This window comes from Streptomyces sp. NPDC051172, assembly GCF_040682555.1.
Taxonomy (GTDB): Bacteria; Actinomycetota; Actinomycetes; order Streptomycetales; family Streptomycetaceae; genus Streptomyces.
This window is the reverse complement of the sequence record NZ_JBFBBE010000103.1, coordinates 1-22999: the sequence shown is the minus strand read 5'-3', so window position 1 is coordinate 22999 and position 22999 is coordinate 1. Positions and strand designations below refer to the sequence as shown.

The following is a 22999-nucleotide window of genomic DNA, read 5'->3' as shown; positions in this document are numbered from 1 at the left end:
GAGCGCGATCGAAGAGGACGACACCCAGTTCAGCGGTGCAGGCCAATCCAGAAAACCTCCGCCGTGCTCGTCGCCCGTTTCCATCGCCCTGTTCTTCGTCGCCGCTCTGTTCGAGATCGGCGGGGCGTGGCTGGTCTGGCAGGGCGCCCGCGAACACCGAGGCTGGCTGTGGATTGGGGCGGGTGCGTCGCGCTCGGTCTCCACGGCTTCGTCGCCACGTTCCAGCCCGCCTCCCATTTCGGATGCTCCTGGCGGCCTACGGCGGCACCTTTGTCGCCGGGTCGATCGCCTGGGGCATGGTCGCCGACGGCTGCCGTCCCGACCGCCGCAAGGATGGGCGGAGGTGCTGCCCTACGGTCAGGAAAGTCCCGATGCCCGAAGCACCGCCTGGACCGTGTCGTCGTCGATGTGCTGCCCCAGTCGCTCCATGACGTCCGCTCCGGAGCGCAGCGTTCCGCGCTCCAGGGAGCGACGGACGCCCGTGTCTAGATCGTGCCAAAGCAGCGGATTGGCGGCCAGCACCCGGGGGTCGAGTTCCAGGGCGTGCCCATGGACATCCCGCAGGACCAGGTGGGAGGAGACGCCGTCGTACTGCCGTACGGTCGTCAGGGCGTCCGTGTGGATCACTCTCCGGCGCCAGGGGGTGCGGACCGCCAGCCAGCCGGGGCCGGCACTCACCCGCGCCGGGAGCAGGATCGCGCATACGGCGGTTGACAGGGTGACCCAGAGCAGGGCACGCAGGGGCGTCAGGCTTCCCGCGTCCCAGTCGACCAGGATGCTCATGGCGCAGAACACGAGCGCGCAGCACAGCGCGAGCCGGGCGCTGCCACGCCAGTGGCGGTCGCCGGCCGAGCTCGCCGGTCCGCTCTGTCGCATGGCGCTGACGCTAGGCGCCGGGACGGGGTCCGGCGAGCATTGCTAACGGGGCCTTAGCGCGTACGGGCGAATCTTGACGGGATCCTGACGCGGTCGCCCACGCGGTAGTCAGCCGGTGTGGACGCGTGGTCGGCGGACACGGTCCGGTTCGGCCTCGCGCAGGACCTCTCGGGTGACGGGGGCGACCTCGCCCTGGCCGAAGAGGAAGAAGCGCAGGAAGTTGGCGAAGGGGCTGCCCTCGGTCCACTCGAAGTAGATGTGCGGGATGCAGCCGGTGATGTCCCGGGCGTGGAGGGCGAGCGCGGCCAGGGCGTTGGGGATGGAGGAGGACTCCAGGGTCAGCACGCGGTAGCGGTCGTGCAGGACCTCGCCGCGCACTGTCAGACCGGCCTCGAACTCGGACGGGTCGGTGACCGTGACCTCGACGAAGACGAAGTCTTCCTGCTCCGGCATGTCGTTGTCGGCCCGGATCTGCTCGATCTTGTCGCGGTATTCGGCCTTGTCGCGTCGGCCGGGCTCGTTGGCGATGAATCGGATCTTCCGGCTGGCGATGTCCCGGATGAATCGTTCCGCCATGTCGTCCAGCTCGACGTGCGTCACCCGCAGCTCGAAGGCGCGGGCCAGCCGGGACAGCAGGGAGACCAGGATGATGCCGACGATGAAGCAGGCACCGATCTTGACGCCGTCCGGGCGTTCGAAGACGTTGGCGACGGTCACGTAGAGCAGGACCGCCGAGACGGCCGCGAAGCCGATGGTCCAGTTGCGCTGGCCCGCGCGCCGGGCAGCGATGGTCACCGCGATCGCCGCGGACGACATGAGGACCAGCACGCCGGTCGCGTAGGCGCCGCCCTGCGCGTCGACGTTGGCGTCGAAGATCCACGTGACCAGGAAGGCGATCAGGGTGAAGACGATCACCATCGGGCGTACCGCGCGGGCCCAGTGCGGGGCCATGCCGTAGCGGGGCAGGTAGCGCGGCATCAGGTTGAGCAGGCCGGCCATGGCCGAGGCGCCGGCGAACCAGAGGATGGCGATCGTGGAGACGTCGTACACCGTGCCGAACGCGCCGCCCAGGTACTGGTGCGCCAGGTAGGCGAGGGCGCGTCCGTTGGCCGGGCCGCCGGTCTTGAACTCGTTCTCCGGGATGAGCACCGTGGTGATGAAGCTGGTGGCGATCAGGAAGACGCTCATGATCAGGGCGGCTGCCGTGAGGAGCTTCTTCGTGTCGCGGATGCGGCCCTTGGGGTTCTCCTCGGTGTCGCCGGGGTCGCCTTGGACGTGCGGCATGACCGCGACGCCGGTCTCGAAGCCGGACAAGCCCAGGGCCAGCTTTGGGAAGACCAGCAAGGAGACGCCGATCATGGCGAAGACGTTGCCGTGCTGGGTGGTCAGGGCGCTGGTCCAGTCGGTGACGACGTGCCCGGCGGTGATCACGTGCCAGAAGCCGACGGCCACGACGACGGCGTTCAGACCGAGGTAGACCACCACCAGCGTGACCGCGACGCCGATGGCCTCCAGGAAGCCCTTGAGGAAGACCGCGCCGAGCAGGGCGACCAGGATGAGCGTGATCAGCATCTGCTGACCGTGCAGGGCGCTGGTCAGGTGGGGGTTCTCGATGAGGTGGGTGGAGGCGTCCGCGGCCGACAGGGTGATGGTGATCAGGAAGTCGGTGGCGGCGAAGCCCAGCAGGGTCAGGACGAAGAGTTTGCCCTGCCAGAAGGACAGCAGCCGCTCCAGCATCGCGATGGAACCCTCGCCGTGGGGACTCTCCTCCGCCACGCGACGGTAGACCGGAAGCGCGCCGGCCAGGGTGACGACGACGAGTACCAGGGTGGCGATCGGGGAGAGCAGGCCGGCCGCGAGGGCTGCGATGCCGGGCTGGTAGCCGAGGGTGGAGAAGTAGTCGACGCCGGTCAGGCACATCACCCGGTACCAGCGCTGGCCCTTGTGCGGGGGCTCGGGCTCGGCATGCGGCCCGGTGTGGCCGCCCTGCTTGCCCATGTCGGACAGGCCCTGCAGCATCCATGTCCGCAGGCGGCTTTGCGGCGGGTGTTCGGTGGCGACCATCGACGTGCTCTCCTGATGTGCGGCTCAGCGTGGGGTTCCGGCCATCACACGGACGGCGGCACCAGCGTAAGCAGAGAGTGACGTGTGGGCCCACGGGAGCGTGCTCCGGATGCGTCAAGATGGCGTTAAGAGCGACCGGGCGGCGCCCCGACAAGAGAGGGCCGCGCGGCCGCCGGGAGTGCGTGCGGGCTCAGCGGCTCGTGGCGATGGTCTGCCGGGCCGCGCGTATGCAGGTGTCGAGGATGCCGATCGCCGTGTCGACGTCGTCGTCCGTGTGATCCGCCATGGCCTGCATGCGGAAGCGGGCAGCGTCGGAGGCGACGGCCGGCTGCTCGACGAGGTGGGCGATGAGGCCGTCTCGGGCGATGAGGCCGGAAACGGTGCGGCCGGTGGGGGTGTCACCGATGAGGACCGGGACGACCGGGCAGACGACGTCGCCCATGACTTCCAGTCCGCGTGCCGTGAGTCCCTCGCGCAAGCGGGTGGCGACTGCCGTGACGGACTTACGGCGCCGGGCGCCCTCCGGGGAGGTCACGATGCCCAGCGCCGCCAGGGCGACCGCGCTCTGTACAGGGGTGATGGCGCTGGAGAAGGTCTGCGGGCCGCCGAACATGCGCACGTACTCCCGCGCTGACGCGGACGGCGTGGCCAGGAAGCCGCCGGTGGTGGCGAAGGTCTTGGAGAACGCGCCGACGAAGAAGTCGACTTGGCCGAGGATGCCGTGGACCTCTGGTTGGCCCCCACCATGCTCGCCCATGGCGCCGAAGTCGTGGGCGACGTCGACCATCAGCTGGGCGCCGAACTCACGGCAGATGCTCAGGAGTTCGGCGAGCTGCGGAGTATCGGAGTCCATCGAGAAGACACCCTCGGTGACGACGAGGACAGCGTTTTTGGTGTCGTTGGCCCGGATGCCGGCGAGGTGGCGGCGGACGGCGTCGTTGTCGATGTGGCGGAAGAACTCGACGGTGGCTCCGCCGGCGGTGGCGCCCTGGCGCAGGGAGTCGTGGGAGAGCTTGTCGAGGAGGATGTGGTCGCGGCGGTGCATCAGTGCGCGGATGGTGTCCGACCGCATCGTCGTACGCGTCAGCGCCCGCCCCGGCCACAGCTTCCTCGGCCGCATGATCGCCCTGTTCGTGGTCAGCGCAGGAGCCGCACTGACCAGCCTGTCCGCCCTGTTCCACCCGGCCGTCTTCAGTGGTGCGCGGACGTCGGCGCGGGAAGACGACGGGACGCCATGCGCTGGTGCCTGCCTTCGGGACACGCACCGGGCCGCCGCGAGCCGCATTCGGATTGGGGACTCCGGAGCCGGTGAGGCCGTTGACGCCCCGGCCTCGGCGGCGGACCACAGGAACCTATCCGCGTTCGATGGCCGAACAACCCTGTTCGGCGCGGAATTTGCGGCTTTCACACGGGTCCGGCGCGAGCGCCGTCAAGGGGCCGTCAAACCCGGCTGAGCAGTCATCAGGAACCCGTCAATGCCGGCTGCCCGTGGCCGAATCCGGTCGCACACTGATCGGCGACGGGGGGACGGGCGACCGTCCGTGGTGTGACGTTGGAGGGACCGTGACTCTCACGGCCGGCACAGCGCAGGGTCAGGGTCCTCGGACCGAGGGGGAGACACCGCCACGGCAAGAGGCGATCGCCCCGGCAGGCGGCAGCTCCGGGCCCCGCGGACCGGAGGGTTCGCGCGATCCCGGTCCGGGGCTGCGTCCCGCCCGGCAGACCGTGGCCGCGCGGGCCGCTCTGCGCCGCCGCTACTGGGCCACCGTGCCCGCGCGGCTGCGCCTTCTGCGTGCGGCCACGGTCCTGCTCGCCGCGGCCGTGGCGGTGCTGCTGACCGTCGCGGGCCTGGCGGCGAACGGCATCTGGGACAGCGTGGCCGGTCGGGACGCGCCGCGCACCACCAGCGCCGCCGACCTCGACCTCGCCCTGAACGACATGGACGCCCAGGCCGCCAACATCCTGCTGTCCAACGGCGACGCGGGGAAGGGCCGCCTGCAGACGCCGTACGGAAAGGCGGTCGGCTTCTACGGCGACGCGCGGCGCGAGATCGGGCACGACCTGCGCACCCTCGCCGTCGCCGCGCAGGGGGACAGGTCCGACGAGAAGACGGTCGAGAACCTCACCGACGACTTCGCCGAGTACCAGGAACTGATCGGACGCGCCCTGGAGAACGACGGGCGCACCGGCGGCAAGCCGTCGGCTCTCGTGGACTACCGCAGGGCCACCGACCTGCTGCAGAGCAGACTGCTGCCCGAGTCCCGAAGGCTGGTGTCCTCGAACGACAGCACCTTCGACGTGGAGTACACGGCGGCACGCTCCACCCTCTCCGGTCAACTCCTCGCCGTCGGCGCCCTCGGCCTCCTCCTGCTGGCCGCCTTGGGTGTCCTGCAGTGGTACCTGACCCGAAGCTTCCGGCGCATCCTGAACCCGCCCCTCCTCGCCGCCACCGCGTGCGTGCTGCTCGCAGTGATCCTCGGCGCCCAGATGCTGGCCTCCTCGGAGGCGAACCTGCGGGGCGCCCGGCGAGACGCGTTCGACTCGGTCGTCGCCCTCTCTCGGGCTCGGGCGATCGCGTACGACGCCAATGCCGACGAGAGCCGGTACCTCCTCGACCCGCAGCGCCGCGACCAGTATGCGCGCTCCTTCCTCGCCAAGTCGCAGCAGCTGTACGGCCTGAAGGGTGCGTCTCTTTCCTCGTACGACTCCGAACTCGCCACTACCTGGCAGGCGTACGAGTCCGATCACCACGACCTGCGGTTCACCGGTGAGTTCCGGCGGGAACTGGACAACGTCACCTTCCCCGGCGAGCGGGCCGCGGCCGAGAAGACGGTTGATGCGTACGCCGGCTACCAGCGCGACGACCGGAAGATACGGGCTCTGCTGGGCGCGGGGAAGGAGAAGCAGGCGGTCGCGTTCTGCATGGGGTGGGAGCCGGGCACCTCCAACGCGCATTTCGGGGCGTGGATGTTTGCCCTGGACAAGGTGACCGACATCAATCGGCAGCACTTCACGGCGTCCGTACAAGCCGGACGCTCGGACCTGAGTACCGAACTCCCGTGGGAATGCGGTCTGTTGCTGTTGGCCATCGCCCTCACCGCCCTCGGACTGCGGCCCAGGCTGGGCGAGTTCCGTTAGGCGTCCGCCAGCCGGGCCTCCTCCAGGTCGAGGGAGCGTTGCAGCCGGCGGCGGGTGGTGTCGCTGATGCGGTGGGTGTCGTACAGCCGCTGCAGTTCCACCGTCTCGACGGCGATCAGGTCTCGGCGCAGCTGGCGATAGACCAGGTCGGCGGACTCGGTCGCGACCGCGGTGCCGTTCTGCGCCGTCAGGCGCTCGCGGGCGTCGTCGAGACGGGCGTTCAGACCCCGGCGCAGCCGGTCGAGGACTATGTCCGGTACGGCCTCCAGCTCCGCGAGTTCCTCCAGTCGGGCCAGGCCGGCGTGGGCGAGGTGGGAGCGGGCCTCAACCTCTTCGCGCTCGGTGTGGGCGGGCTCCAGGGCGATGCCGGAGGCGCGGACGACCGGGGCGAGGGTGAAGCCCTGCACGACGAGGGTGACGACCACGACCGAGGTGGTCAGGACGAGGACGAGCGGCCGGTCGGCGAGCGCGGTGCCGTCCTGTGCGACCGCCGGGATGGACAGGGCGGCCGCCAGCGGCATCACGCCCCGGGTGCCTGCCCAGGTCAGCACGACCGGGATCCGCCAGTTCATCGGGCCGACCGCGCCCTTGCGCTGGACGACCGCCGACAGCGGGGCGATCCACAGCAGCCGTACGGCGATGAGAGTGCCCGCCACGGCGAGGGCGTACAGCGGCCAGGCCCGGTCGCCGTCGGCCAGGGCCCGCACCTCCGCGGGCAGCGCCAGGCCGATGAGGGAGAACACCACGCTCTCCAGCAGGAACACGACCGTGCCGTACACGGCGTGCAGCTGGAGGCGGATGCGGGCGTTGGTGAGGCGGTCGCCCCGGCCGCCGAGGACCACACCGGCGACCACGCACGAGGTCACGCCGGAGGTGTGCGCGGCCTCCGCCAGCAGGTAGGCGGCATACGGGGTGACCAGGGCGATCACCGTCTCCAGGACCGGGTCCTCGGTGCGTCGCCGGATCAGGGCGATCACGCCGGCCACCGCGGCGCCGATCAGCGTGCCGCCGCCCGCGAGCAGCAGGAACTGGCCGCCTGCCGCACCCCAGTCGGCGGCCGCGGAGGCCACGGCGATGCCGGCCGCCACCCGGACCAGCACCAGCGAGGTCGCGTCGTTGAACAGGCTCTCCGCCTGGACCAGGGTCTGCACCTTCGGCGGCAGCGAGAGGCGCCGCCCGAGCGCGGTGACCGCCACCGGGTCGGTGCTGGCCAGGACCGCGCCCAGCACGAACGCCATCTGCCAGGACAGCGGTGTCACCCACACCGCGACCGCGCTCACGGCGGCGGCCGAGGCGAGCACCAGCCCTATGGCGAGGATACCGACCGGCTTCCACACCGCGCGCAGCTCGCGCCAGGGCATCTCCTCTGCGGAGGCGTACAGCAGCGGCGGCAGCACGACCAGGCCGATGATCTCGGGGCTGATCTCGATCTGCGGGGTGCCCGGCAGCAGCGCCACCGCGAGACCGGCGAGGACCAGCAGAGAGGGCGCGGGAATGCGCCACCGGCGCGCAAAGGTGGCGACCACCGTGGCGAGGACCACGAGGGCGAGAACCGTACCGACACCGCGCATGCCGTCCCCCTGGGGCTAACGGAGAACCGCCGTGGCTCCCGGCCGACCAGACTTCCCGGCACACCAGCCCTCACCCTATCGGGCCAGGTCACGTCAAGACAGTGTCAAGGTCCCCGGGACCGGCGCCAAGGAAGCGCTAACAACCGCGCCGACCGGCCCGTGAAAGGGCTTCCTTGGGAGGAGGTACCCCTGGGGACCGGGGAGTTGATCCAGTGAGCGGAGCGCGTCGACGGCGATGAGTGACGTACGGCCCGGACGACTGAAGGTCTACCTCGGGGCTGCCCCGGGAGTGGGCAAGACCTATCGCATGCTCGACGAGGGGCGGCGCCGTGCCGCCCGCGGGGCGGACGTGGTGGTGGGGTTCGCGGAGTGCCATGGGCGCCCCCACACCGAGGCGATGCTCGACGGCCTGGAGAGCGTCCCCCGGGCGTCCTGCGCCTACCGCGGCGGACGGTTCGAGGAGATGGACCTGGCCGCGCTGCTCGCCCGGCGCCCGCAGGTGGCGATCGTCGACGAGTTCGCGCACACCAACGTCCCCGGCGAGAACCGCAACCCCAAACGCTGGCAGGACATCGAGGTCCTGCTCGACGCCGGTATCGACGTGATCACCGCGCTGAACATCCAGCACCTGGAGTCCCTCAACGACGTCGTCGAGAAGATCACCGGGGTGCCGCAGCACGAGACGGTGCCCGACGAGGTCGCCCGCCGTGCCCATCAGATCGAGCTGGTGGACATGCCGCCCGAGGGGCTGCGCCGTCGGATGGCGCACGGCAACATCTACGCGCCCGAGAAGGTCGACGCGGCCCTCGCCAACTACTTCCGGACCGGAAACCTCACCGCGCTGCGGCAGTTGGCGCTGCTGTGGGTGGCGGACCGGGTCGACGAGGCGCTGCAGGAATACCGCTCGCAGCACGGCATCGGCGGGGTGTGGGAGACCCGCGAGCGGGTCGTGGTGGCGCTGACCGGCGGCCCGGAGGGGGGCACGCTGATCCGGCGGGCGGCCAGGATCGCCGACCGGTCGGCGGGAGGGGATCTGCTCGCCGTGCACGTTGCCCGCAGCGACGGCCTCGCGGACGGTGTCTCGCACGCCTCGCTGGCCCGGCAGCGCAGGCTCGTCGAGGCCCTCGGGGGCAGCTACCACTCGGTGGTGGGCGACGACGTGGCCTCCACGCTGGTGGATTTCGCGCGTGCCGAGAACGCCACCCAGCTCGTCCTCGGCACCAGCCGCCGCGGCCGGCTGGCCCGGTTCCTGACCGGCCCGGGCACGGGGGAGACCGTCACCGAGCTGTCCGGCGACATCGACGTCCACCGGGTCACCCACGAGCGGGCCGGCCGCGGCACCCTCCTGCCGTCGCGGCGCCGGACTCTGTCCACGGCCCGGATGATCGCGGGCCCGGTGACCGGCCTGGTGCTGCCGGTGCTGCTTACGGTCGTCGCACAGCTGCGCGGAACGCTGAACCTGACCAGCGAGGCCCTGCTGTTCCTGCTCGCCGTGGTGGGCGTGGCCTGCATAGGCGGGGTCGCCTCGGCGGTGATCGCGTCGGTGACGGCATCCCTGCTGCTCAACTACTGGTTCATTCCGCCCATCGGTGCCTTCACGCTCGACGATCCGAACGCGCTGCTCGCCCTGGCGGTGTTCGCGGTGGTGGCCGCCATAGTGGCCGCCGTAGTGGACCGGTCCCTGCGCCTGTCGCGGCGCTCCGCCCGCGCGACGGCCGAGGCGGAGACGATGTCGTCCCTGGCCGGCAGCATCGTGCGGGGCGAAGCGACCATCCCGGCCCTGCTGGAGCGGACCCGCGAAACCTTCGGCATGGAGTCCGCGGACCTGGTGGACGAGCCGCCCGGGGAAGTGGGCGTGCCGGCCGTGCCCGTCGGCCCCGGTGCCTGGCTCGCACTGCGCGGCCGTACGCTGTCGTCGTCCGAGCGGCGGGTGCTGGCCGCGTTCGCCGCGCACGTCGGATCGGCGGTGGAGCAGGCCCGGCTCGCCGAGGCCGCCGCCGAGGTGGAGCCGGTCAAGGCCGCCGACCGGCTGCGTACGGCCCTGCTGCGGGCGGTCGGCCACGACCTGCGTACCCCGCTGGCCGCGGGGTGGGCCGCGGTCACTTCGCTGCGCAGCCGTGACGTCGAGTTCTCACCGGAGGACCGGGACGAACTCCTCGCCACCGCCGATGAGTCCATGGCCAAGCTCAACCGTCTCGTGGAGAACCTCCTCGACCTCAGCCGCCTGGAAGCGGGTGCCCTCACTCTGAACCTCCGGGCCACCTCCCTGGAGGAGGTCCTCCCGATGGCCCTCGCAGATGTCTCCGACGTGGACGTGGTGGACCTGGAGGAGATCCCGGCGGTGCTCGCCGATCCGCCGCTGCTGGAGCGGGTGATCGCCAACCTGGTCGGTAACGCTGCCCGCCACACCCCGTCGGGCAAGAAGGTGCTGGTGACCGCCAGCGCTCTGGCGGGCCGGGTGGAGCTGCGGGTCGTGGACCGAGGCCCGGGCCTGCCTGCCGACGGCCGCGACCATCTCTTCGAGCCCTTCCAACGGCTCGGTGACACCGACAACACCACCGGCCTCGGCCTCGGGTTGGCCCTCGCGCGCGGCCTGACCGAGGCCATGCACGGCACCCTCACTCCTGAGGACACCCCCGGCGGCGGCCTCACGATGGTCGTGTCGCTGCCGTTCGCGGCACAGACCCTGAGCGCTGTACCGGCCGAGCAGAACGCAGGAGGTGCGTGATGAGCACAATGACCGGCACCTGGAGGCTGCACCGTAGGGGAAGGGCCCGCGCACTCCGGACCTGGCCGCTGCGCGACCGGCTTGCCCTGGCGGCCGGTTTCGCCGCCCCCTTCCTGGTGGCCCTCGCGCTCGTCCCCTTCCGCACGAGTGTGTCGCACACCAACGCCGCTCTCATCCTCGTCGCGGTGGTCGTCGCGGTGGCCGCGCTGGGCAGCCGTACGGCGGGAGTGGTGGCCGCGCTGTCGGCGGCGGCCTGGTTCGCCCGCGGCGGAGCCGCATTTGACACAGCTTCCTCACGCGGCCGTACGAGACGTTCGACATCACCGCCTCCAGGGACATCGAGACGGCGGTCCTGCTACTGGTCGTCGGTCTGATCGTGTCCCAACCGGCGGCCCGCTCCCGCCGCCTGGAGGTGATCACAGTCACGGACGCGGCCTACCTCGCGCGCATCCACCGCGTCGCAACCCTCGACGCGGACACCGTGGTCGACGAGGTCCGCCGGGAACTCACCGAACTGCTCGGCCTGACCGCCTGCCGTCTCCAGTACGGCACCCTGGTTGGACAGCCGCCTCGGCTGCAGAACGACGGCAGCGTGACGGTGGGCAGGCGCTCCTGGGACGTGGACGCCGCGGGCTGGCCCGAGGGCGAGATCGAGCTGCGCGTCTATGGCAACGCCCGCTACCTCGGCCGCTTCATGCTCACCCCGGGTCCGGGTCCCATACCACCGCTCCAGACCCGTCTGGTCGCGGCGACCCTGGCCGACCAGACGGGGGCCGCCCTGGACACGTCGGGGCCGGCCGGCTGAGCCGACCCGGAACTCACTCCAAGCCGGAGGCTTTGAACACGGCGCGGGCGGTCTCCTGGTCCACACGCCGCGAGATGCGCCCCAAGGTGGTCGCGCCGCACAGCAGCGAGCCGTCGGCGGCGGCCTTCCGCGCGCCTTCGTCCAGGCGGAACCACAGCGGCGGATTGCGCACCAGGACCTCGGGGTCGATCTCGACGCGGCCACCCAGGGCATCTCGCAGAAGAAGGCGCGGCGAGATGGTGTCCAGATGCCGGACCGAGACCAGCAGGTCCGTCCGCACCCGGTACTCGCGAACCAGCCGCCGCGAGGCCAGCCAGTTCCCGCCCGCGGACACCCGAGCGGGATACAACACGACGAAGAGCAGCCCGGCGAGAGCCAGCCACAGTGCGACGCGCCACAGGGCGAGCCGACCCGAGCCCCAGTCGACCAGGAGCAGCAGAGCGAGCAGTACGCCGGCGCAGCGGACGGAGCTCCACAACTCCTGTGTCCACTCGCGGTCGTTCGTGGCCTCCCCGGCGCCGTCCGGATCGTCCGCGTGCGCGTCGAGTGGTCCTCCGCATGCGTCGTCACGGCGTCCCATGACACCGACGCTAGTGATCCGAGAACCGCGAGCCACGTGCCTTGATGCGGCTCTGACGGGAAACGGACGGTTCCTTATGCCTTGACCACCGGGTGCGTTGCCAGGTGGCGGCAGGGGAACGTCGTCCGTGGCACAGGCCGTCAAGATCCCGTCAAGTTCGGCCGCTTGGGCGCGAAGAAGCCGCATGGAACAGTCCGAGCGCGCGGGCAAGGGACAGAACCTGGGTGCAGCCGCGCACTCTCGATCCCTGGTGCGCGGCCGAAGCACGAAGGAGCGCGCACCCATGACTGTCCTGACCACTGAGCCGGGCGCCGTCCCCGCCGGCGAGGAGCGGCCGGATGCCGGCGAGCGCCATCGCCTGAGCGCCGTCACCGGACTCGCCGCCCTGTCGCTGGACGCGATGGCGTCGGTGGCGTACGGCCCCGAGGCGATCGTGCTGGTGCTGGCCGCCGCGGGTGCGCACGGGCTGGGCTTCACGATGCCGGTGACGCTGGCCATCGCGGGCCTGCTGGCGGTGCTCGTGGCCTCGTACCGGCAGGTGATCGCGGCCTTCCCGGACGGCGGCGGTTCCTACGCCGTGGCCCGCACCCACCTCGGCGCCCGGACCAGCCTGGTGGCGGCCGCTTCCCTGGTGCTCGACTACGTCCTGAACGTCGCGGTCGCCGTCACAGTCGGCGTGGCCGCCCTGACGTCCGCCTTCCCCGCCACCTACGACGACCGGCTGTGGCTGTGCCTGGCCGTGCTCGCCCTGATCACGGGCGTCAATCTGCGCGGGATCGTGGAGTCGGCGAAGGCGTTCATCGTGCCGACCGTCGTCTTCGTCGGCTCGATCTTCGTCCTCATCGTGGTCGGCCTGTTCCGTTCCCACCCGGTGAGCACGGCGACCGCGGCCGGGCATGCCTCGGTCCTCGCCGACAACGCCTCCGCTGTGGGCGCCTTGCTCCTGCTGAAAGCTTTCGCTTCCGGTTGTGCCGCGCTCACGGGCGTGGAGGCCATCGCCAACGCCGTGCCCTCCTTCCGCCGCCCGCGCGTCAAGCGGGCCCAGCGTGCGGAGGTCGCGCTCGGCGCCGTCCTCGGTCTGATGCTCATCGGCCTGTCGGTGCTGATCGGCCGCTTCCACCTCCAGCCCGTCGCGGGCGTCACCGTCCTCGCCCAGCTCGCGGACGCCTCGCTCGGCCACAACTGGGCCTTCTACGTCATCCAGTTCGCGACGATGATCCTGCTGGCGCTGTCGGCCAACACGTCCTTCGGTGGGCTGCCGGTGCTGCTGAAGCTTCTCGCCCGGGACAACTACGCGCCGCACGTGTTCGCCCTGAAGGCCGACCGGCAGGTCCACCGGCACGGCGTGCTGGCCCTTGCCGTGGTCTCGGCCGGACTTCTGGTGTTCTCCGGCGGCGACACCAACACCCTGGTGCCGCTGTTCGCGATCGGCGTCTTCGTCGGTTTCACGATCGCGCAGGTCGGCATGGTCCGGCACTGGCGATCGGAGCGCGGTCGGGGCTGGCGCGGCAAGGCGCTGCTCAACGGCTTCGGCGCGGTCCTGACGGGAGTGGCGACCGTCGTGGTGACGGCGTCCAAGTTCGAGGAGGGCGCGTGGCTGATCGTGATCGCTCTCCCGTTGCTCGTCGTCGCCTTCGAGGCCGTCCACCGTGCCTACGTCCGGATCGGCGAGCGTCTGGGCCTGGGCCGCATACCGGAGACCCCGCATCGCGAGAGGTCGCTGGTGATCGTCCCCGTGTCGTCGATCTCCCGCCTGACGTCGGAGGCCCTGACCGCGGCCGCCTCCCTCGGTGACGAGGTCCGGGCGGTCACCGTCTGCTACCCCGACCCCGAGGACCGGGCCCAGATGCACGCCCTGGAGCGCGCCTGGGGCGAATGGGACCCCGGAGTGTCGTTGGTCCGGCTGGCGTGCGAGCGGCGCAGCTTGGGCCGGCCCATCGCCGCGTATGTCCGCGAGACGGTCGCCACCGAGGCGGCCACCCGGGTCACCGTGCTCATCCCGGAGACGGAGCCCGAGCGGCTGTGGCAGCGGCTGCTGCAGAACCAGCGTGGCGCTGTTGTCGCGCACGCGGTCCGGCGGGAGACTGACGCGGTGATCTGCCGGCTGCGGTTCCGGCTGCTGTGAGCCGGGTCACCGGTGGTCACGACTGCCCACCTACCGGTACGGGCCCGGGCGTAAGAGTCCCGTCAAAGCCGTAAGGGTCGCCGTAAGAGAGCCGTCAACGGGTGGTCGGATCCGGCCAGCGAGGCGGTTTCCTCTAACCGTCCGCCTTTCATCGAACCTCACTCCAGGAGCTCGCGATGGCCGATCTGGCCTTCGTCGTCGCCACACTCGCGGTCTTCGCGCTGGTGGCTCTCGTCGCCAAGGGGGTGACGAAGCTGTGACCGCGGAGAACATCGTCGGCCTGGTCGTGGCCGTCGCCCTGCTGGGCTATCTCGTCCTCGCCCTGATCTTCCCGGAGAGGTTCTGAGCCACGACATGGGTCCCGTCCTCGCCGGCTTCCTCCAGCTGCTCGCCCTGACAGGCGCGCTGGCGCTCGCCTACGTCCCTCTCGGCAACTACATGGCCAAGGTCTACTCCTCCGGCACGCACTGGCGCGTCGAGAAGTGGATCTACAAGGGCATCGGTGCCAATCCCGATGCGGAGATGCGCTGGGCCGCGTACCTGCGCGGTGTGCTCGCCTTCTCCGCGGTCAGCGTGCTCTTCCTCTACCTGCTGCAGCGGCTGCAGGGCGTCCTGCCCGGCTCGCTGCACTTCTCCTCGGTCAACCCGGCGCAGTCGTTCAACACGGCCGCGTCCTTCGTGACCAACACCAACTGGCAGTCGTACTACGGCGAGCAGACCATGGGCCACGTCGTGCAGACCGCCGGGCTGGCCGTGCAGAACTTCGTCTCCGCGGCCGTCGGTATCGCGGTGGCGGTGGCGCTCGTGCGGGGCTTCGCGCGTTCGCGCACCGGTGAGCTGGGCAACTTCTGGTCCGACCTGGTGCGCGGCACCATCCGGATCCTGGTGCCCGGCGCCTTCATCGCGGCGATCGTCCTGGTCGCGTGCGGTGCGATCCAGAACTTCTCCGGTATCCACGAGGTCGGCCAGTTCATGGGCGGGCACCAGCAGTGGAACGGCGGGGCGGTCGCCTCGCAGGAGGCCATCAAGGAGTTCGGTACGAACGGTGGCGGCTACTTCAACGCCAACTCGGCCCATCCGTTCGAGAACCCCACCCCGTTCACGAACCTCTTCGAGATCTTCCTGCTGCTGGTGATCCCGTTCGCGCTGACCCGGACGTTCGGCGTGCTGGTCGGGAGCGTGCGGCAGGGTTATGCGATCCTCGCCACGATGGGCACCATCTGGCTCGGTTTCACGGTCCTGATGATGTGGACCGAGTTCGCCCACCACGGTCCGGCGTTGCAGATCGCGGGCGGGGCGATGGAGGGCAAGGAGACCCGGTTCGGTGTCGGCTCCTCGTCGATCTTCGCGGTGTCCACGACACTGACGTCGACCGGTGCGGTGGACTCCTTCCACTCCTCCTTCACGGGCCTCGGCGGTGGCATCGCCATGCTCGGCATGATGCTGGGGGAGATCGCGCCCGGTGGTACCGGTTCCGGCCTCTACGGCATGCTGATCATGGCGGTCATCGCGGTGTTCATCGCCGGTCTGATGGTCGGCCGTACGCCGGAGTACCTGGGCAAGAAGATCGGTTCGCGCGAGATCAAGCTGGCGGCCTGCTACATCCTGATCACTCCGGCGCTGGTGCTGATCTTCACTGCGGCCTCCATGGCTCTGCCGACGCCGCCGCACTCGATGCTCAACTCCGGTGCGCACGGCTTCTCCGAGGTTCTGTACGCCTTCACCTCGGCGTCGAACAACAACGGTTCAGCGTTCGCGGGTCTGAACGCGAACACCGACTGGTTCAACACGATGACCGGTCTGGCGATGATCCTCGGCCGCTTCCTGCCGATGGTGTTCGTGCTGGCGCTGGCCGGCTCGCTCGGCGAGCAGAAGCCGGTGCCGGTGACCGCGGGCACTCTGCGCACGGAGAAGCCGCTGTTCACCGGGCTGCTGGTGGGCGCGATCCTGATCATCACCGGTCTGACGTACTTCCCGGCCCTTGCGCTGGGTCCGCTGGCCGAGGGGCTGGCGTCATGAGCACCCGTACAGAGAAGTCAGAGGACTCGATGTCCACAGCTACCCCGACCCGGGCGCCGCACAGCGATGTACCCACCGGGCACAAGCCCGCCGAAGGACGTGTCGGCGCGGGTCTCTTCGACCCCAAGCAGCTTCTGAAGTCGCTGCCGGACGCGATCCGCAAGCTCGATCCGCGGGTGATGGTCAAGTCCCCCGTGATGTTCGTGGTCCTTGTCGGCTCCGTGCTGACCACCGTCTTCTCCTTCAAGGATCCGGGCGACTGGTTCGGCTGGGCGATCAGCGCCTGGCTGTGGCTGACCGTGATCTTCGCCAACCTCGCGGAGGCGGTTGCCGAGGGCCGTGGCAAGGCGCAGGCGGAGACCCTGCGCAAGGCCAAGACCGACACCGTGGCACGGCGGTTGCTCGCGGACGGCAAGACCGAGGAGCAGGTGCCCGGCACCGAGCTGACCATCGGTGACCTGGTGGTCTGCGAGGCCGGGGACATCATTCCCGGTGACGGTGACGTCGTCGAGGGCGTCGCCTCGGTCGACGAGTCGGCGATCACCGGCGAGTCGGCGCCCGTCATCCGTGAGTCCGGCGGCGACCGGTCGGCCGTGACGGGCGGGACGAAGGTGCTGTCCGACCGGATCGTCATCAAGATCACGACGAAGCCGGGCGAGACCTTCATCGACCGGATGATCAACCTCGTCGAGGGCGCGGCCCGGCAGAAGACACCCAACGAGATCGCGCTGAACATCCTGCTGGCCTCGCTGACCATCGTCTTCCTTCTCGCGGTGGCCACGCTGCCGCCCTTCGCGAACTACGCGGGCACGCATCTGACGATGGTCGTGCTGGTGGCGCTGCTGGTGTGCCTGATCCCGACCACGATCGGCGCGTTGCTGTCCGCGATCGGCATCGCGGGCATGGACCGTCTGGTGCAGCGCAACGTCCTGGCCATGTCCGGGCGGGCGGTCGAGGCGGCGGGTGATGTGTCGACCCTGCTGCTGGACAAGACGGGCACCATCACGCTCGGCAACCGTCAGGCGTCCGAGTTCGTGCCGGTGCGCGGAGTCACCGAGGCCGAGGTCGCGGACGCCGCCCAGTTGTCGTCGCTGGCCGACGAGACGCCCGAGGGCCGCTCCATCGTCGTACTGGCGAAGGAGAAGTACGGGCTGCGGGAGCGCCACCAGGGCGAGCTGACCGGCGCCGAGTGGATCGCCTTCACCGCCCAGACCCGTATGTCGGGCGTCGATGTCGACGGGCGCAGGATCCGCAAGGGCGCGGCCGGTTCGGTCATCGCCTGGGTCCAGGAACAGGGCGGCACCGTCGCCGAGGACGCGGACACGCTCTCCAACCGCATCTCCGAGGCGGGCGGTACGCCGCTGCTGGTCGCGGTCGAGAACGACCGGGGTGCCCGGGTTCTGGGTGTCATCCATCTCAAGGACGTCGTCAAGGAGGGCATGCGGGAGCGGTTCGACGAGCTGCGGCGGATGGGCATCAAGACCGTCATGATCACGGGCGACAACCCGCTGACGGCCAAGGCGATCGCCGAGGAGGCGGGCGTCGACGACTTCCTCGCGGAGGCCACTCCCGAGGACAAGATGGCGCTCATCAAGCGGGAGCAGGCGGGCGGCAAGCTCGTCGCGATGACCGGTGACGGCACCAACGACGCCCCCGCCCTCGCCCAGGCGGACGTCGGGGTGGCGATGAACACCGGTACGTCGGCCGCCAAGGAGGCCGGCAACATGGTCGACCTCGACTCCAACCCGACCAAGCTGATCGAGATCGTCGAGATCGGCAAGCAACTCCTCATCACCCGAGGGGCGCTGACGACCTTCTCCATCGCCAACGACGTCGCGAAGTACTTCGCGATCATCCCGGCACTGTTCGCGGCCGTCTACCCGGGCCTGGACAAACTCAACATCATGGGCCTGTCCTCCCCGGACTCCGCGATCCTCTCGGCGGTCATCTTCAACGCGCTGATCATCATCGCGCTGGTGCCGCTCTCCCTCAAGGGCGTGCAGTACCGGCCGGTCAGCGCCGACAAGATGCTGCGCCGCAACCTGACGATCTACGGCATCGGCGGGCTGATCGCCCCGTTCATCGGCATCAAGCTCATCGACCTCCTCATCTCTCTGATCCCCGGAATCGGTTGATCGCCATGAACAACTCCGTTACGAACACGGCCCGGTTGCTCGGGGCGGGCCTGCGCGCCCTCCTCGTGCTGACCCTGGTGACCGGCGTCATCTACCCGCTGGTCGTCACCGGCGTCGCCCAGGCGCTGTTCCACAACAAGGCGAACGGCTCGGAGATCACGGCGGACGGCAAGGTCGTCGGCTCGTCCCTGACCGGGCAGTCGTACAACCTGCCGCTGAGGAAGGGCCAGCAGACCCCGGCCCCGGACCTGAAGTGGTTCCAGGGCCGCCCGGCCAACGGCCTCGGCGCCAACAGCGTCAACACCCGGTACAAGCTGATCCTGTCCGGTGCCACGAACCTCTCCGCCGACAACAAGACCCTGATCCAGCAGGTCAAGGACGCCAAGGCGGCCGTCATCAAGGACAACTCGGTGCCCGGCTGCACGGTCAGGGCGTCCGAGGTCCCCGCCGACGCGGTCACGTCCTCCGGCTCCGGCCTGGACCCGGACATCTCCCCGGCCTACGCCCAGCTCCAGGTCCACCGGATCGCCGAGAAGAACAACCTGTCGATCGCCCAGGTCGACAAGCTGGTCAAGGACCACACCCAGGGCCGCACCCTCGGCTTCATGGGCGAACCCCGGGTGAACGTCCTCGAACTCAACATCGCCCTCAAGGACCTCGTGGCGAAGAGCTGATGGGATTACGCGAGATGCGTGGGAGTTGGCGGCAGGTAGTCATCCTGGATCCGTCAACTCCCGCCCTCATGACGTCGGTTGCCTCGCGTCCGGGGCCGCCCGGCCCGACGCACGACAGGAAGGGCACGCACCCATGACCAGGGTGTTGGTGGTGGAGGACGACCCGCAGCTCGTGCGGGCCCTCGTGATCAACCTGCAGGCACGCAAGTACGGCGTCGACGCCGCGCCCGACGGGGCCACGGCCCTGCGGCTGGCCGCCGCCCGCCAGCCCGACGTGGTGATGCTCGATCTCGGCCTGCCCGACATGGACGGTATAGACGTCATCAAGGCGCTGCGCGGCTGGACCCGGGTGCCGGTTCTGGTCCTGTCCGCGCGGGAGGGGTCCGACGAGAAGGTCGCCGCGCTCGACGCCGGCGCGGACGACTACATCACCAAGCCGTTCAACATGAACGAGCTCCTCGCGCGGCTGCGGGCCGCCGTCCGCCGCACCGAGGACACTCCGCTCGTCCCGGAGACGACGCTGGTCGAGACCGGGGACTTCAGCATCGACCTGTTCGCCAAGAAGGTCGTACGGGGTGGACGGGACGTACGGCTGACCCCGACCGAATGGCACCTGCTGGAGATCCTGGTGACCAACCCGGGACGGCTGATCACGCAGAAGCACCTCCTGCAGGAGGTCTGGGGCGTCTCCCAGAGCAACAAGACCAACTACCTGCGCGTCTACATGGCCCAGCTCCGCCGCAAACTGGAAACGGACCCTGCGCACCCCCGCTATCTGATCACCGAGCCCGGCATGGGCTACCGCTTCGAAGGATGACATGGCACGCGGAAAGCTCCGGATCTACCTCGGCGCGGCACCCGGCGTCGGCAAGACCTACGCCATGCTCTCCGAGGCGCACCGCAGGATCGAGCGCGGCACCGACTGCGTGGTCGCGTTCGTGGAACACCACCGCCGGCCGCGCACCGAGGTGATGCTGCATGGCCTGGAACAGATATCGCGCAAGGAGATCGAGTACCGGGGCAGCACCTTCACCGAGATGGATGTGGACGCCGTGCTGAGGCGCGCTCCCGCCGTCGCCCTCGTCGACGAACTCGCCCACACCAACATCCCCGGCTCCCGCAACACCAAGCGCTGGCAGGACGTCGAGGAACTCCTCGCGGCCGGCATCGACGTAGTCTCCACCGTCAACATCCAGCACCTGGAGTCCCTCGGCGACGTCGTGGAGTCCATCACCGGGGTGCGGCAGCGGGAGACCGTCCCGGACGAGGTGGTCCGCCGCGCCGACCAGATCGAGCTGGTCGACATGTCCCCGCAGGCCCTGCGCCGCCGTATGGCGCACGGCAACATCTACAAGCCGGACAAGGTCGACGCCGCCCTGTCCAACTACTTCCGGCCCGGAAACCTCACGGCCCTGCGCGAGTTGGCGCTGCTGTGGGTGGCCGACCGCGTCGACGCATACCTGACCGAGTACCGCAGCGCACACCAGGTCTCGACCATCTGGGGCTCGCGCGAGCGGATCGTGGTCGGCCTGACCGGCGGCCCCGAGGGAAGCACCCTCATCCGCCGGGCGGCGCGGCTCGCGGAGAAGGGTGCAGGCGGCGAGGTGCTGGCCGTCTACATCTCCCGCAGCGACGGCCTCACCCCCGCCTCACCGAAGGAACTCGCCGTCCAGCGCACGCTCGTGGAGGACCTCGGCGGCACCTTCCACCAGGTCGTCGGCGACGACATCCCCGTGGCTCTGCTGGACTTCTCCCGCGGGGTGAACGCCACCCAGATCGTCCTCGGCGTCTCCCGCCGCAGAAGCTGGCAGTACGCCTTCGGACCGGGCGTCGGCGCCACGGTCGCCCGTGAGTCCGGTCCCGACCTCGACGTCCACCTCATCACCCACGACGAGGCAGGCAAGGGACGCGGACTGCCGGTGGCACGCGGAGCACGCCTCGGACGGGCCCGCGTCATCTGGGGCTGGCTCGTCGGCGTGCTCGGCCCCGCCATCCTCACCTGGCTTCTCACCAGCGCCACCCCGAACGTCGGCCTCGCCAACGACATGCTGCTGTTCCTCACCCTGACGGTCGCGGCGGCCCTGCTCGGCGGGCTGCTGCCCGCGCTGGCTTCGGCGGTGGTGGGTTCCCTGCTGCTCAACTGGTACTTCACACCGCCCGTCCACACCCTGACGATCGCCGACCCGAAGAACATCGTCGCCATCGCCATCTTCGTGGGGGTCGCCGTGTCCGTGGCTTCGGTGGTGGACCTGGCCGCCCGCCGGACCCACCAGGCGGCAAGACTGCGCGCCGAATCCGAGATCCTGTCCCTCCTCGCGGGAAACGTGCTGCGCGGCGAGACCAGCCTGGAGGAGCTGCTGGAGCGGGTCCGCGAGACCTTCGGCATGGATTCGGCAGCGCTGCTGGAGCGGGCCGGCGAAACGGATCCGTGGACCTGCGCGGGCAGCGTGGGGCCCCGGCCCTGCCAGGACCCCGACGACGCGGACGTCGACGTGCCGGTCGGCGACCACATGTCCCTGGCGCTGTCGGGACGGGTGCTGCCGGCCGCCGACCGCCGGGTGCTCGCCGCGTTCGCCGCCCAGGCAGCCGTCGTACTGGACCGCCAGCGCCTGCAGCGGGAAGCCGACCGGGCCAAGGAGTTGGCCGAGGGCAACCGCATCCGCACCGCGCTGCTCGCCGCCGTCAGCCACGACCTGCGCACTCCCTTGGCGGGGATAAAGGCGGCGGTCACCTCGCTGCGCTCCGACGACGTCGAATGGTCCGAGGAAGACCGCGCGGAACTGCTCGCGGCCATAGAGGAGGGTGCGGACCGCCTCGACCACCTGGTGGGCAACCTCCTCGACATGTCCCGGCTCCAGACCGGCACCGTCGCCCCGATCATCCGCGAGACCGACCTCGACGAGGTCGTCCCCATGGCGCTCGGTGGCGTGCCCGAGGACAGCGTGGAGCTGGAGATCCCAGAGACGCTGCCCATGGTGTACGTGGACCGGGGGCTGCTGGAGCGGGCTGTCGCCAACGTCGTCGAGAACGCGGTCAAGTACAGCCCGCCGCAGGAGAAGGTCCTCGTGGCGGCGAGCGCCATCGCGGAACGGGTCGAGGTGCGAGTGGTCGACCGCGGGCCGGGCGTACCCGACGAAGCGAAGGGCCGTATCTTCGAGCCCTTCCAGCGCTACGGCGACTCCCCGCGCGGCGCCGGAGTGGGATTGGGTCTGGCGGTGGCCCGTGGCTTCGTCGAGGCCCTGGGCGGCACCCTCAGCGCCGAGGACACACCTGGCGGCGGCCTCACCATGGTGCTCAGCGTGCCGACGGCACCGCAGCGCCGGGCCGAGCAGCCGGACCTGCCGGCTGCGGCCACCTCGTAACCGGAGCAGCCGGGCCGTTCAGCCACGGCCGCCCTCTGACGGGAGGGGCCCCGAGGCCCTCAGACTTCGGGCGGCACGGTCTCGAATTCCTTCTCCATGTCCGCGGTGTCCAGCCGCAGCCGCCAGGTGTTCCGGCGGTGCGCGGCGGCCAGCGCGGCCTCCAACGGCGAGGGCGGCACCGCGAGGACGGGACAAGCGGCGTGCGCAAGGCAGTAGCGGCTGACCGACGGCCGCAGCGCGCGTCGCAGTGGGCCGCGCCGCCCGGCGCCGACGACGAGGAGATCATCCTCGTGGTCGGCGATCTCGACCAGTGCCCGACCCGGGGTGCCACGGGCGATGAGGGCCTGCCCCAAAAGCCCCGTGACGTTGCTGCCGAAGACGTCACGCAGCGCCGCCACCAGCCTCTCCCGCGCCAGCCGTTCCCACGCCGGGACGAGATAGGACGCGGCCGGCGAGCGCCGCGCCGCGAGCTCCCCGCCGGGCGGCTCCCAGGCCAGCACCGGCCACAACTCGGCACCCCTGCTCCGCGCCTCGCCCGCGGCCCGGCACAGGGCCGTCAGGCTGCCCGGCGAACCGCTCACTCCGACCAGGACTCGAGCGGCTGAGGGCGCGTCGGACTCGGACATCACTTCACCGTTCTGCACATGCCGACGGACGGTCCCGCGTCGGCGAACCTCATGGAAACCACGTCCATCTCACCTCCGCTCCGAGGCTTTCGAACAGCCCGCGAGCCAGTTCTTGGCGGCATTCTGACGGCACCCTCAGCGCCCGATCGTCGCTGGTGTCAGCGCCACGTCAGTGTTCACCCGGTGCACGTCAACGTTGCGTCATGAGCCAAGGCCGGGAAGTTAAGGCTGGCTGGGGCGCTGTCCAGGCGCGGGTGGGCGTGCTGGCCCTGCGGTGAATGACGAACGGGACCGCT

Annotated in this window: 17 protein-coding genes and 1 pseudogene; 12 read left to right on the top strand and 6 right to left on the bottom strand. The window is 70.3% G+C overall.

Annotation, left to right across the window (positions count from 1 at the left end; all coding sequences use genetic code 11):
* Positions 1-82: 82 nt before the first annotated feature.
* Positions 83-326 (top strand): annotated as a pseudogene (locus AB0N07_RS39140) (YnfA family protein); the annotation flags it as partial.
* Between the two features lie 31 nt (positions 327-357).
* On the opposite strand, the gene AB0N07_RS39135 reads toward AB0N07_RS39140, so the two are convergent.
* From AB0N07_RS39135 to AB0N07_RS39125, 3 genes are all read right to left on the bottom strand, one after another.
* Positions 358-876 (bottom strand): hypothetical protein, encoded by a 519-nt coding sequence (locus tag AB0N07_RS39135; RefSeq protein ID WP_365843643.1) that lies wholly within the window; start codon positions 874-876, stop codon positions 358-360.
* A gap of 108 nt (positions 877-984) precedes the next feature.
* On the bottom strand, positions 985-2940 hold the full coding sequence (locus tag AB0N07_RS39130; RefSeq protein WP_365843641.1) for an amino acid transporter: 1956 nt from the start codon (positions 2938-2940) through the stop codon (positions 985-987).
* Between the two features lie 190 nt (positions 2941-3130).
* Positions 3131-4060: an aminotransferase class I/II-fold pyridoxal phosphate-dependent enzyme gene (locus AB0N07_RS39125; protein WP_365843639.1), complete on the bottom strand. Its 930-nt coding sequence runs from the start codon at positions 4058-4060 to the stop codon at positions 3131-3133.
* 443 nt (positions 4061-4503) lie between these two features.
* Between AB0N07_RS39125 and AB0N07_RS39120 the strand changes: the two genes are divergently transcribed.
* Positions 4504-6078, top strand: coding sequence for a hypothetical protein (locus AB0N07_RS39120; protein WP_365843637.1), 1575 nt, complete (start codon positions 4504-4506; stop codon positions 6076-6078).
* On the opposite strand, the gene AB0N07_RS39115 is transcribed toward AB0N07_RS39120, so the two are convergent.
* The gene (locus AB0N07_RS39115) at positions 6075-7649 is read right to left on the bottom strand and encodes a Na+/H+ antiporter (RefSeq protein ID WP_365843635.1); all 1575 of its coding nucleotides are present in this window, start codon (positions 7647-7649) and stop codon (positions 6075-6077) included. The genes AB0N07_RS39120 and AB0N07_RS39115 overlap by 4 nt on opposite strands.
* A gap of 235 nt (positions 7650-7884) precedes the next feature.
* Between AB0N07_RS39115 and AB0N07_RS39110 the strand changes: the two genes are divergently transcribed.
* Genes AB0N07_RS39110 through AB0N07_RS39100 form a run of 3 tightly spaced genes read left to right on the top strand, consistent with a single transcriptional unit; the run spans position 7885 to position 11182 of the window.
* On the top strand, positions 7885-10377 hold the full coding sequence (locus tag AB0N07_RS39110; protein WP_365843634.1) for an ATP-binding protein: 2493 nt from the start codon (positions 7885-7887) through the stop codon (positions 10375-10377).
* Complete coding sequence (locus tag AB0N07_RS39105) at positions 10377-10751, top strand: hypothetical protein (protein WP_365843632.1); 375 nt, start codon at positions 10377-10379, stop codon at positions 10749-10751. Before AB0N07_RS39110 ends, AB0N07_RS39105 begins: the two co-directional genes overlap by 1 nt.
* A gap of 2 nt (positions 10752-10753) precedes the next feature.
* Positions 10754-11182, top strand: coding sequence for a hypothetical protein (locus AB0N07_RS39100; protein ID WP_365843630.1), 429 nt, complete (start codon positions 10754-10756; stop codon positions 11180-11182).
* Positions 11183-11195: 13 nt separating this feature from the next.
* Here AB0N07_RS39100 and AB0N07_RS39095 read toward each other — a convergent pair whose 3' ends face one another.
* The gene (locus AB0N07_RS39095) at positions 11196-11762 is read right to left on the bottom strand and encodes a hypothetical protein (protein WP_365843628.1); all 567 of its coding nucleotides are present in this window, start codon (positions 11760-11762) and stop codon (positions 11196-11198) included.
* 283 nt (positions 11763-12045) lie between these two features.
* On the opposite strand from AB0N07_RS39095, the gene AB0N07_RS39090 reads away from it, so the two are divergent.
* The 7 genes from AB0N07_RS39090 to AB0N07_RS39060 all read left to right on the top strand — a co-directional run bounded on the left by AB0N07_RS39090 (position 12046) and on the right by AB0N07_RS39060 (position 22077).
* Positions 12046-13887 carry an APC family permease gene (locus AB0N07_RS39090; protein WP_365843626.1) on the top strand — a complete coding sequence of 614 codons (1842 nt, stop codon included), beginning with the start codon at positions 12046-12048 and terminating at the stop codon, positions 13885-13887.
* A gap of 256 nt (positions 13888-14143) precedes the next feature.
* Positions 14144-14233, top strand: coding sequence for a K(+)-transporting ATPase subunit F (gene kdpF, locus AB0N07_RS39085; protein ID WP_016434100.1), 90 nt, complete (start codon positions 14144-14146; stop codon positions 14231-14233).
* An 8-nt stretch (positions 14234-14241) separates the two neighbouring features.
* Complete coding sequence (kdpA, locus tag AB0N07_RS39080; RefSeq protein WP_365843624.1) at positions 14242-15906, top strand: potassium-transporting ATPase subunit KdpA; 1665 nt, start codon at positions 14242-14244, stop codon at positions 15904-15906.
* The gene (gene kdpB, locus AB0N07_RS39075) at positions 15903-18041 is read left to right on the top strand and encodes a potassium-transporting ATPase subunit KdpB (protein WP_365843622.1); all 2139 of its coding nucleotides are present in this window, start codon (positions 15903-15905) and stop codon (positions 18039-18041) included. Before kdpA ends, kdpB begins: the two co-directional genes overlap by 4 nt.
* A 5-nt stretch (positions 18042-18046) precedes the next feature.
* Positions 18047-18715, top strand: coding sequence for a potassium-transporting ATPase subunit C (locus tag AB0N07_RS39070; protein WP_365843620.1), 669 nt, complete (start codon positions 18047-18049; stop codon positions 18713-18715).
* A gap of 133 nt (positions 18716-18848) precedes the next feature.
* Complete coding sequence (locus tag AB0N07_RS39065) at positions 18849-19532, top strand: response regulator (RefSeq protein ID WP_365843618.1); 684 nt, start codon at positions 18849-18851, stop codon at positions 19530-19532.
* 1 nt (position 19533) lies between these two features.
* Entirely contained in the window at positions 19534-22077 is a 2544-nt protein-coding gene (locus AB0N07_RS39060; RefSeq protein ID WP_365843616.1) for a sensor histidine kinase KdpD, read from the top strand.
* 59 nt (positions 22078-22136) lie between these two features.
* Here AB0N07_RS39060 and AB0N07_RS39055 read toward each other — a convergent pair whose 3' ends face one another.
* Entirely contained in the window at positions 22137-22703 is a 567-nt protein-coding gene (locus AB0N07_RS39055) for a universal stress protein (RefSeq protein WP_365843614.1), read from the bottom strand.
* Positions 22704-22999 lie beyond the last annotated feature (296 nt).

What these genes read in the sequence shown, in the direction of transcription:
- AB0N07_RS39135 (WP_365843643.1), bottom strand. Translation starts at nt 876, where the DNA reads ATGCGACAGAGCGGACCGGCGAGCTCGGCCGGCGACCGCCACTGGCGT.
- AB0N07_RS39130 (WP_365843641.1), bottom strand. Translation starts at nt 2,940, where the DNA reads ATGGTCGCCACCGAACACCCGCCGCAAAGCCGCCTGCGGACATGGATG.
- AB0N07_RS39125 (WP_365843639.1), bottom strand. Translation starts at nt 4,060, where the DNA reads ATGCGGCCGAGGAAGCTGTGGCCGGGGCGGGCGCTGACGCGTACGACG.
- AB0N07_RS39115 (WP_365843635.1), bottom strand. Translation starts at nt 7,649, where the DNA reads ATGCGCGGTGTCGGTACGGTTCTCGCCCTCGTGGTCCTCGCCACGGTG.
- AB0N07_RS39110 (WP_365843634.1), top strand. Translation starts at nt 7,885, where the DNA reads ATGAGTGACGTACGGCCCGGACGACTGAAGGTCTACCTCGGGGCTGCC.
- AB0N07_RS39105 (WP_365843632.1), top strand. Translation starts at nt 10,377, where the DNA reads ATGAGCACAATGACCGGCACCTGGAGGCTGCACCGTAGGGGAAGGGCC.
- AB0N07_RS39095 (WP_365843628.1), bottom strand. Translation starts at nt 11,762, where the DNA reads ATGGGACGCCGTGACGACGCATGCGGAGGACCACTCGACGCGCACGCG.
- AB0N07_RS39090 (WP_365843626.1), top strand. Translation starts at nt 12,046, where the DNA reads ATGACTGTCCTGACCACTGAGCCGGGCGCCGTCCCCGCCGGCGAGGAG.
- kdpA (WP_365843624.1), top strand. Translation starts at nt 14,242, where the DNA reads ATGGGTCCCGTCCTCGCCGGCTTCCTCCAGCTGCTCGCCCTGACAGGC.
- kdpB (WP_365843622.1), top strand. Translation starts at nt 15,903, where the DNA reads ATGAGCACCCGTACAGAGAAGTCAGAGGACTCGATGTCCACAGCTACC.
- AB0N07_RS39070 (WP_365843620.1), top strand. Translation starts at nt 18,047, where the DNA reads ATGAACAACTCCGTTACGAACACGGCCCGGTTGCTCGGGGCGGGCCTG.
- AB0N07_RS39065 (WP_365843618.1), top strand. Translation starts at nt 18,849, where the DNA reads ATGACCAGGGTGTTGGTGGTGGAGGACGACCCGCAGCTCGTGCGGGCC.
- AB0N07_RS39060 (WP_365843616.1), top strand. Translation starts at nt 19,534, where the DNA reads ATGGCACGCGGAAAGCTCCGGATCTACCTCGGCGCGGCACCCGGCGTC.
- AB0N07_RS39055 (WP_365843614.1), bottom strand. Translation starts at nt 22,703, where the DNA reads ATGTCCGAGTCCGACGCGCCCTCAGCCGCTCGAGTCCTGGTCGGAGTG.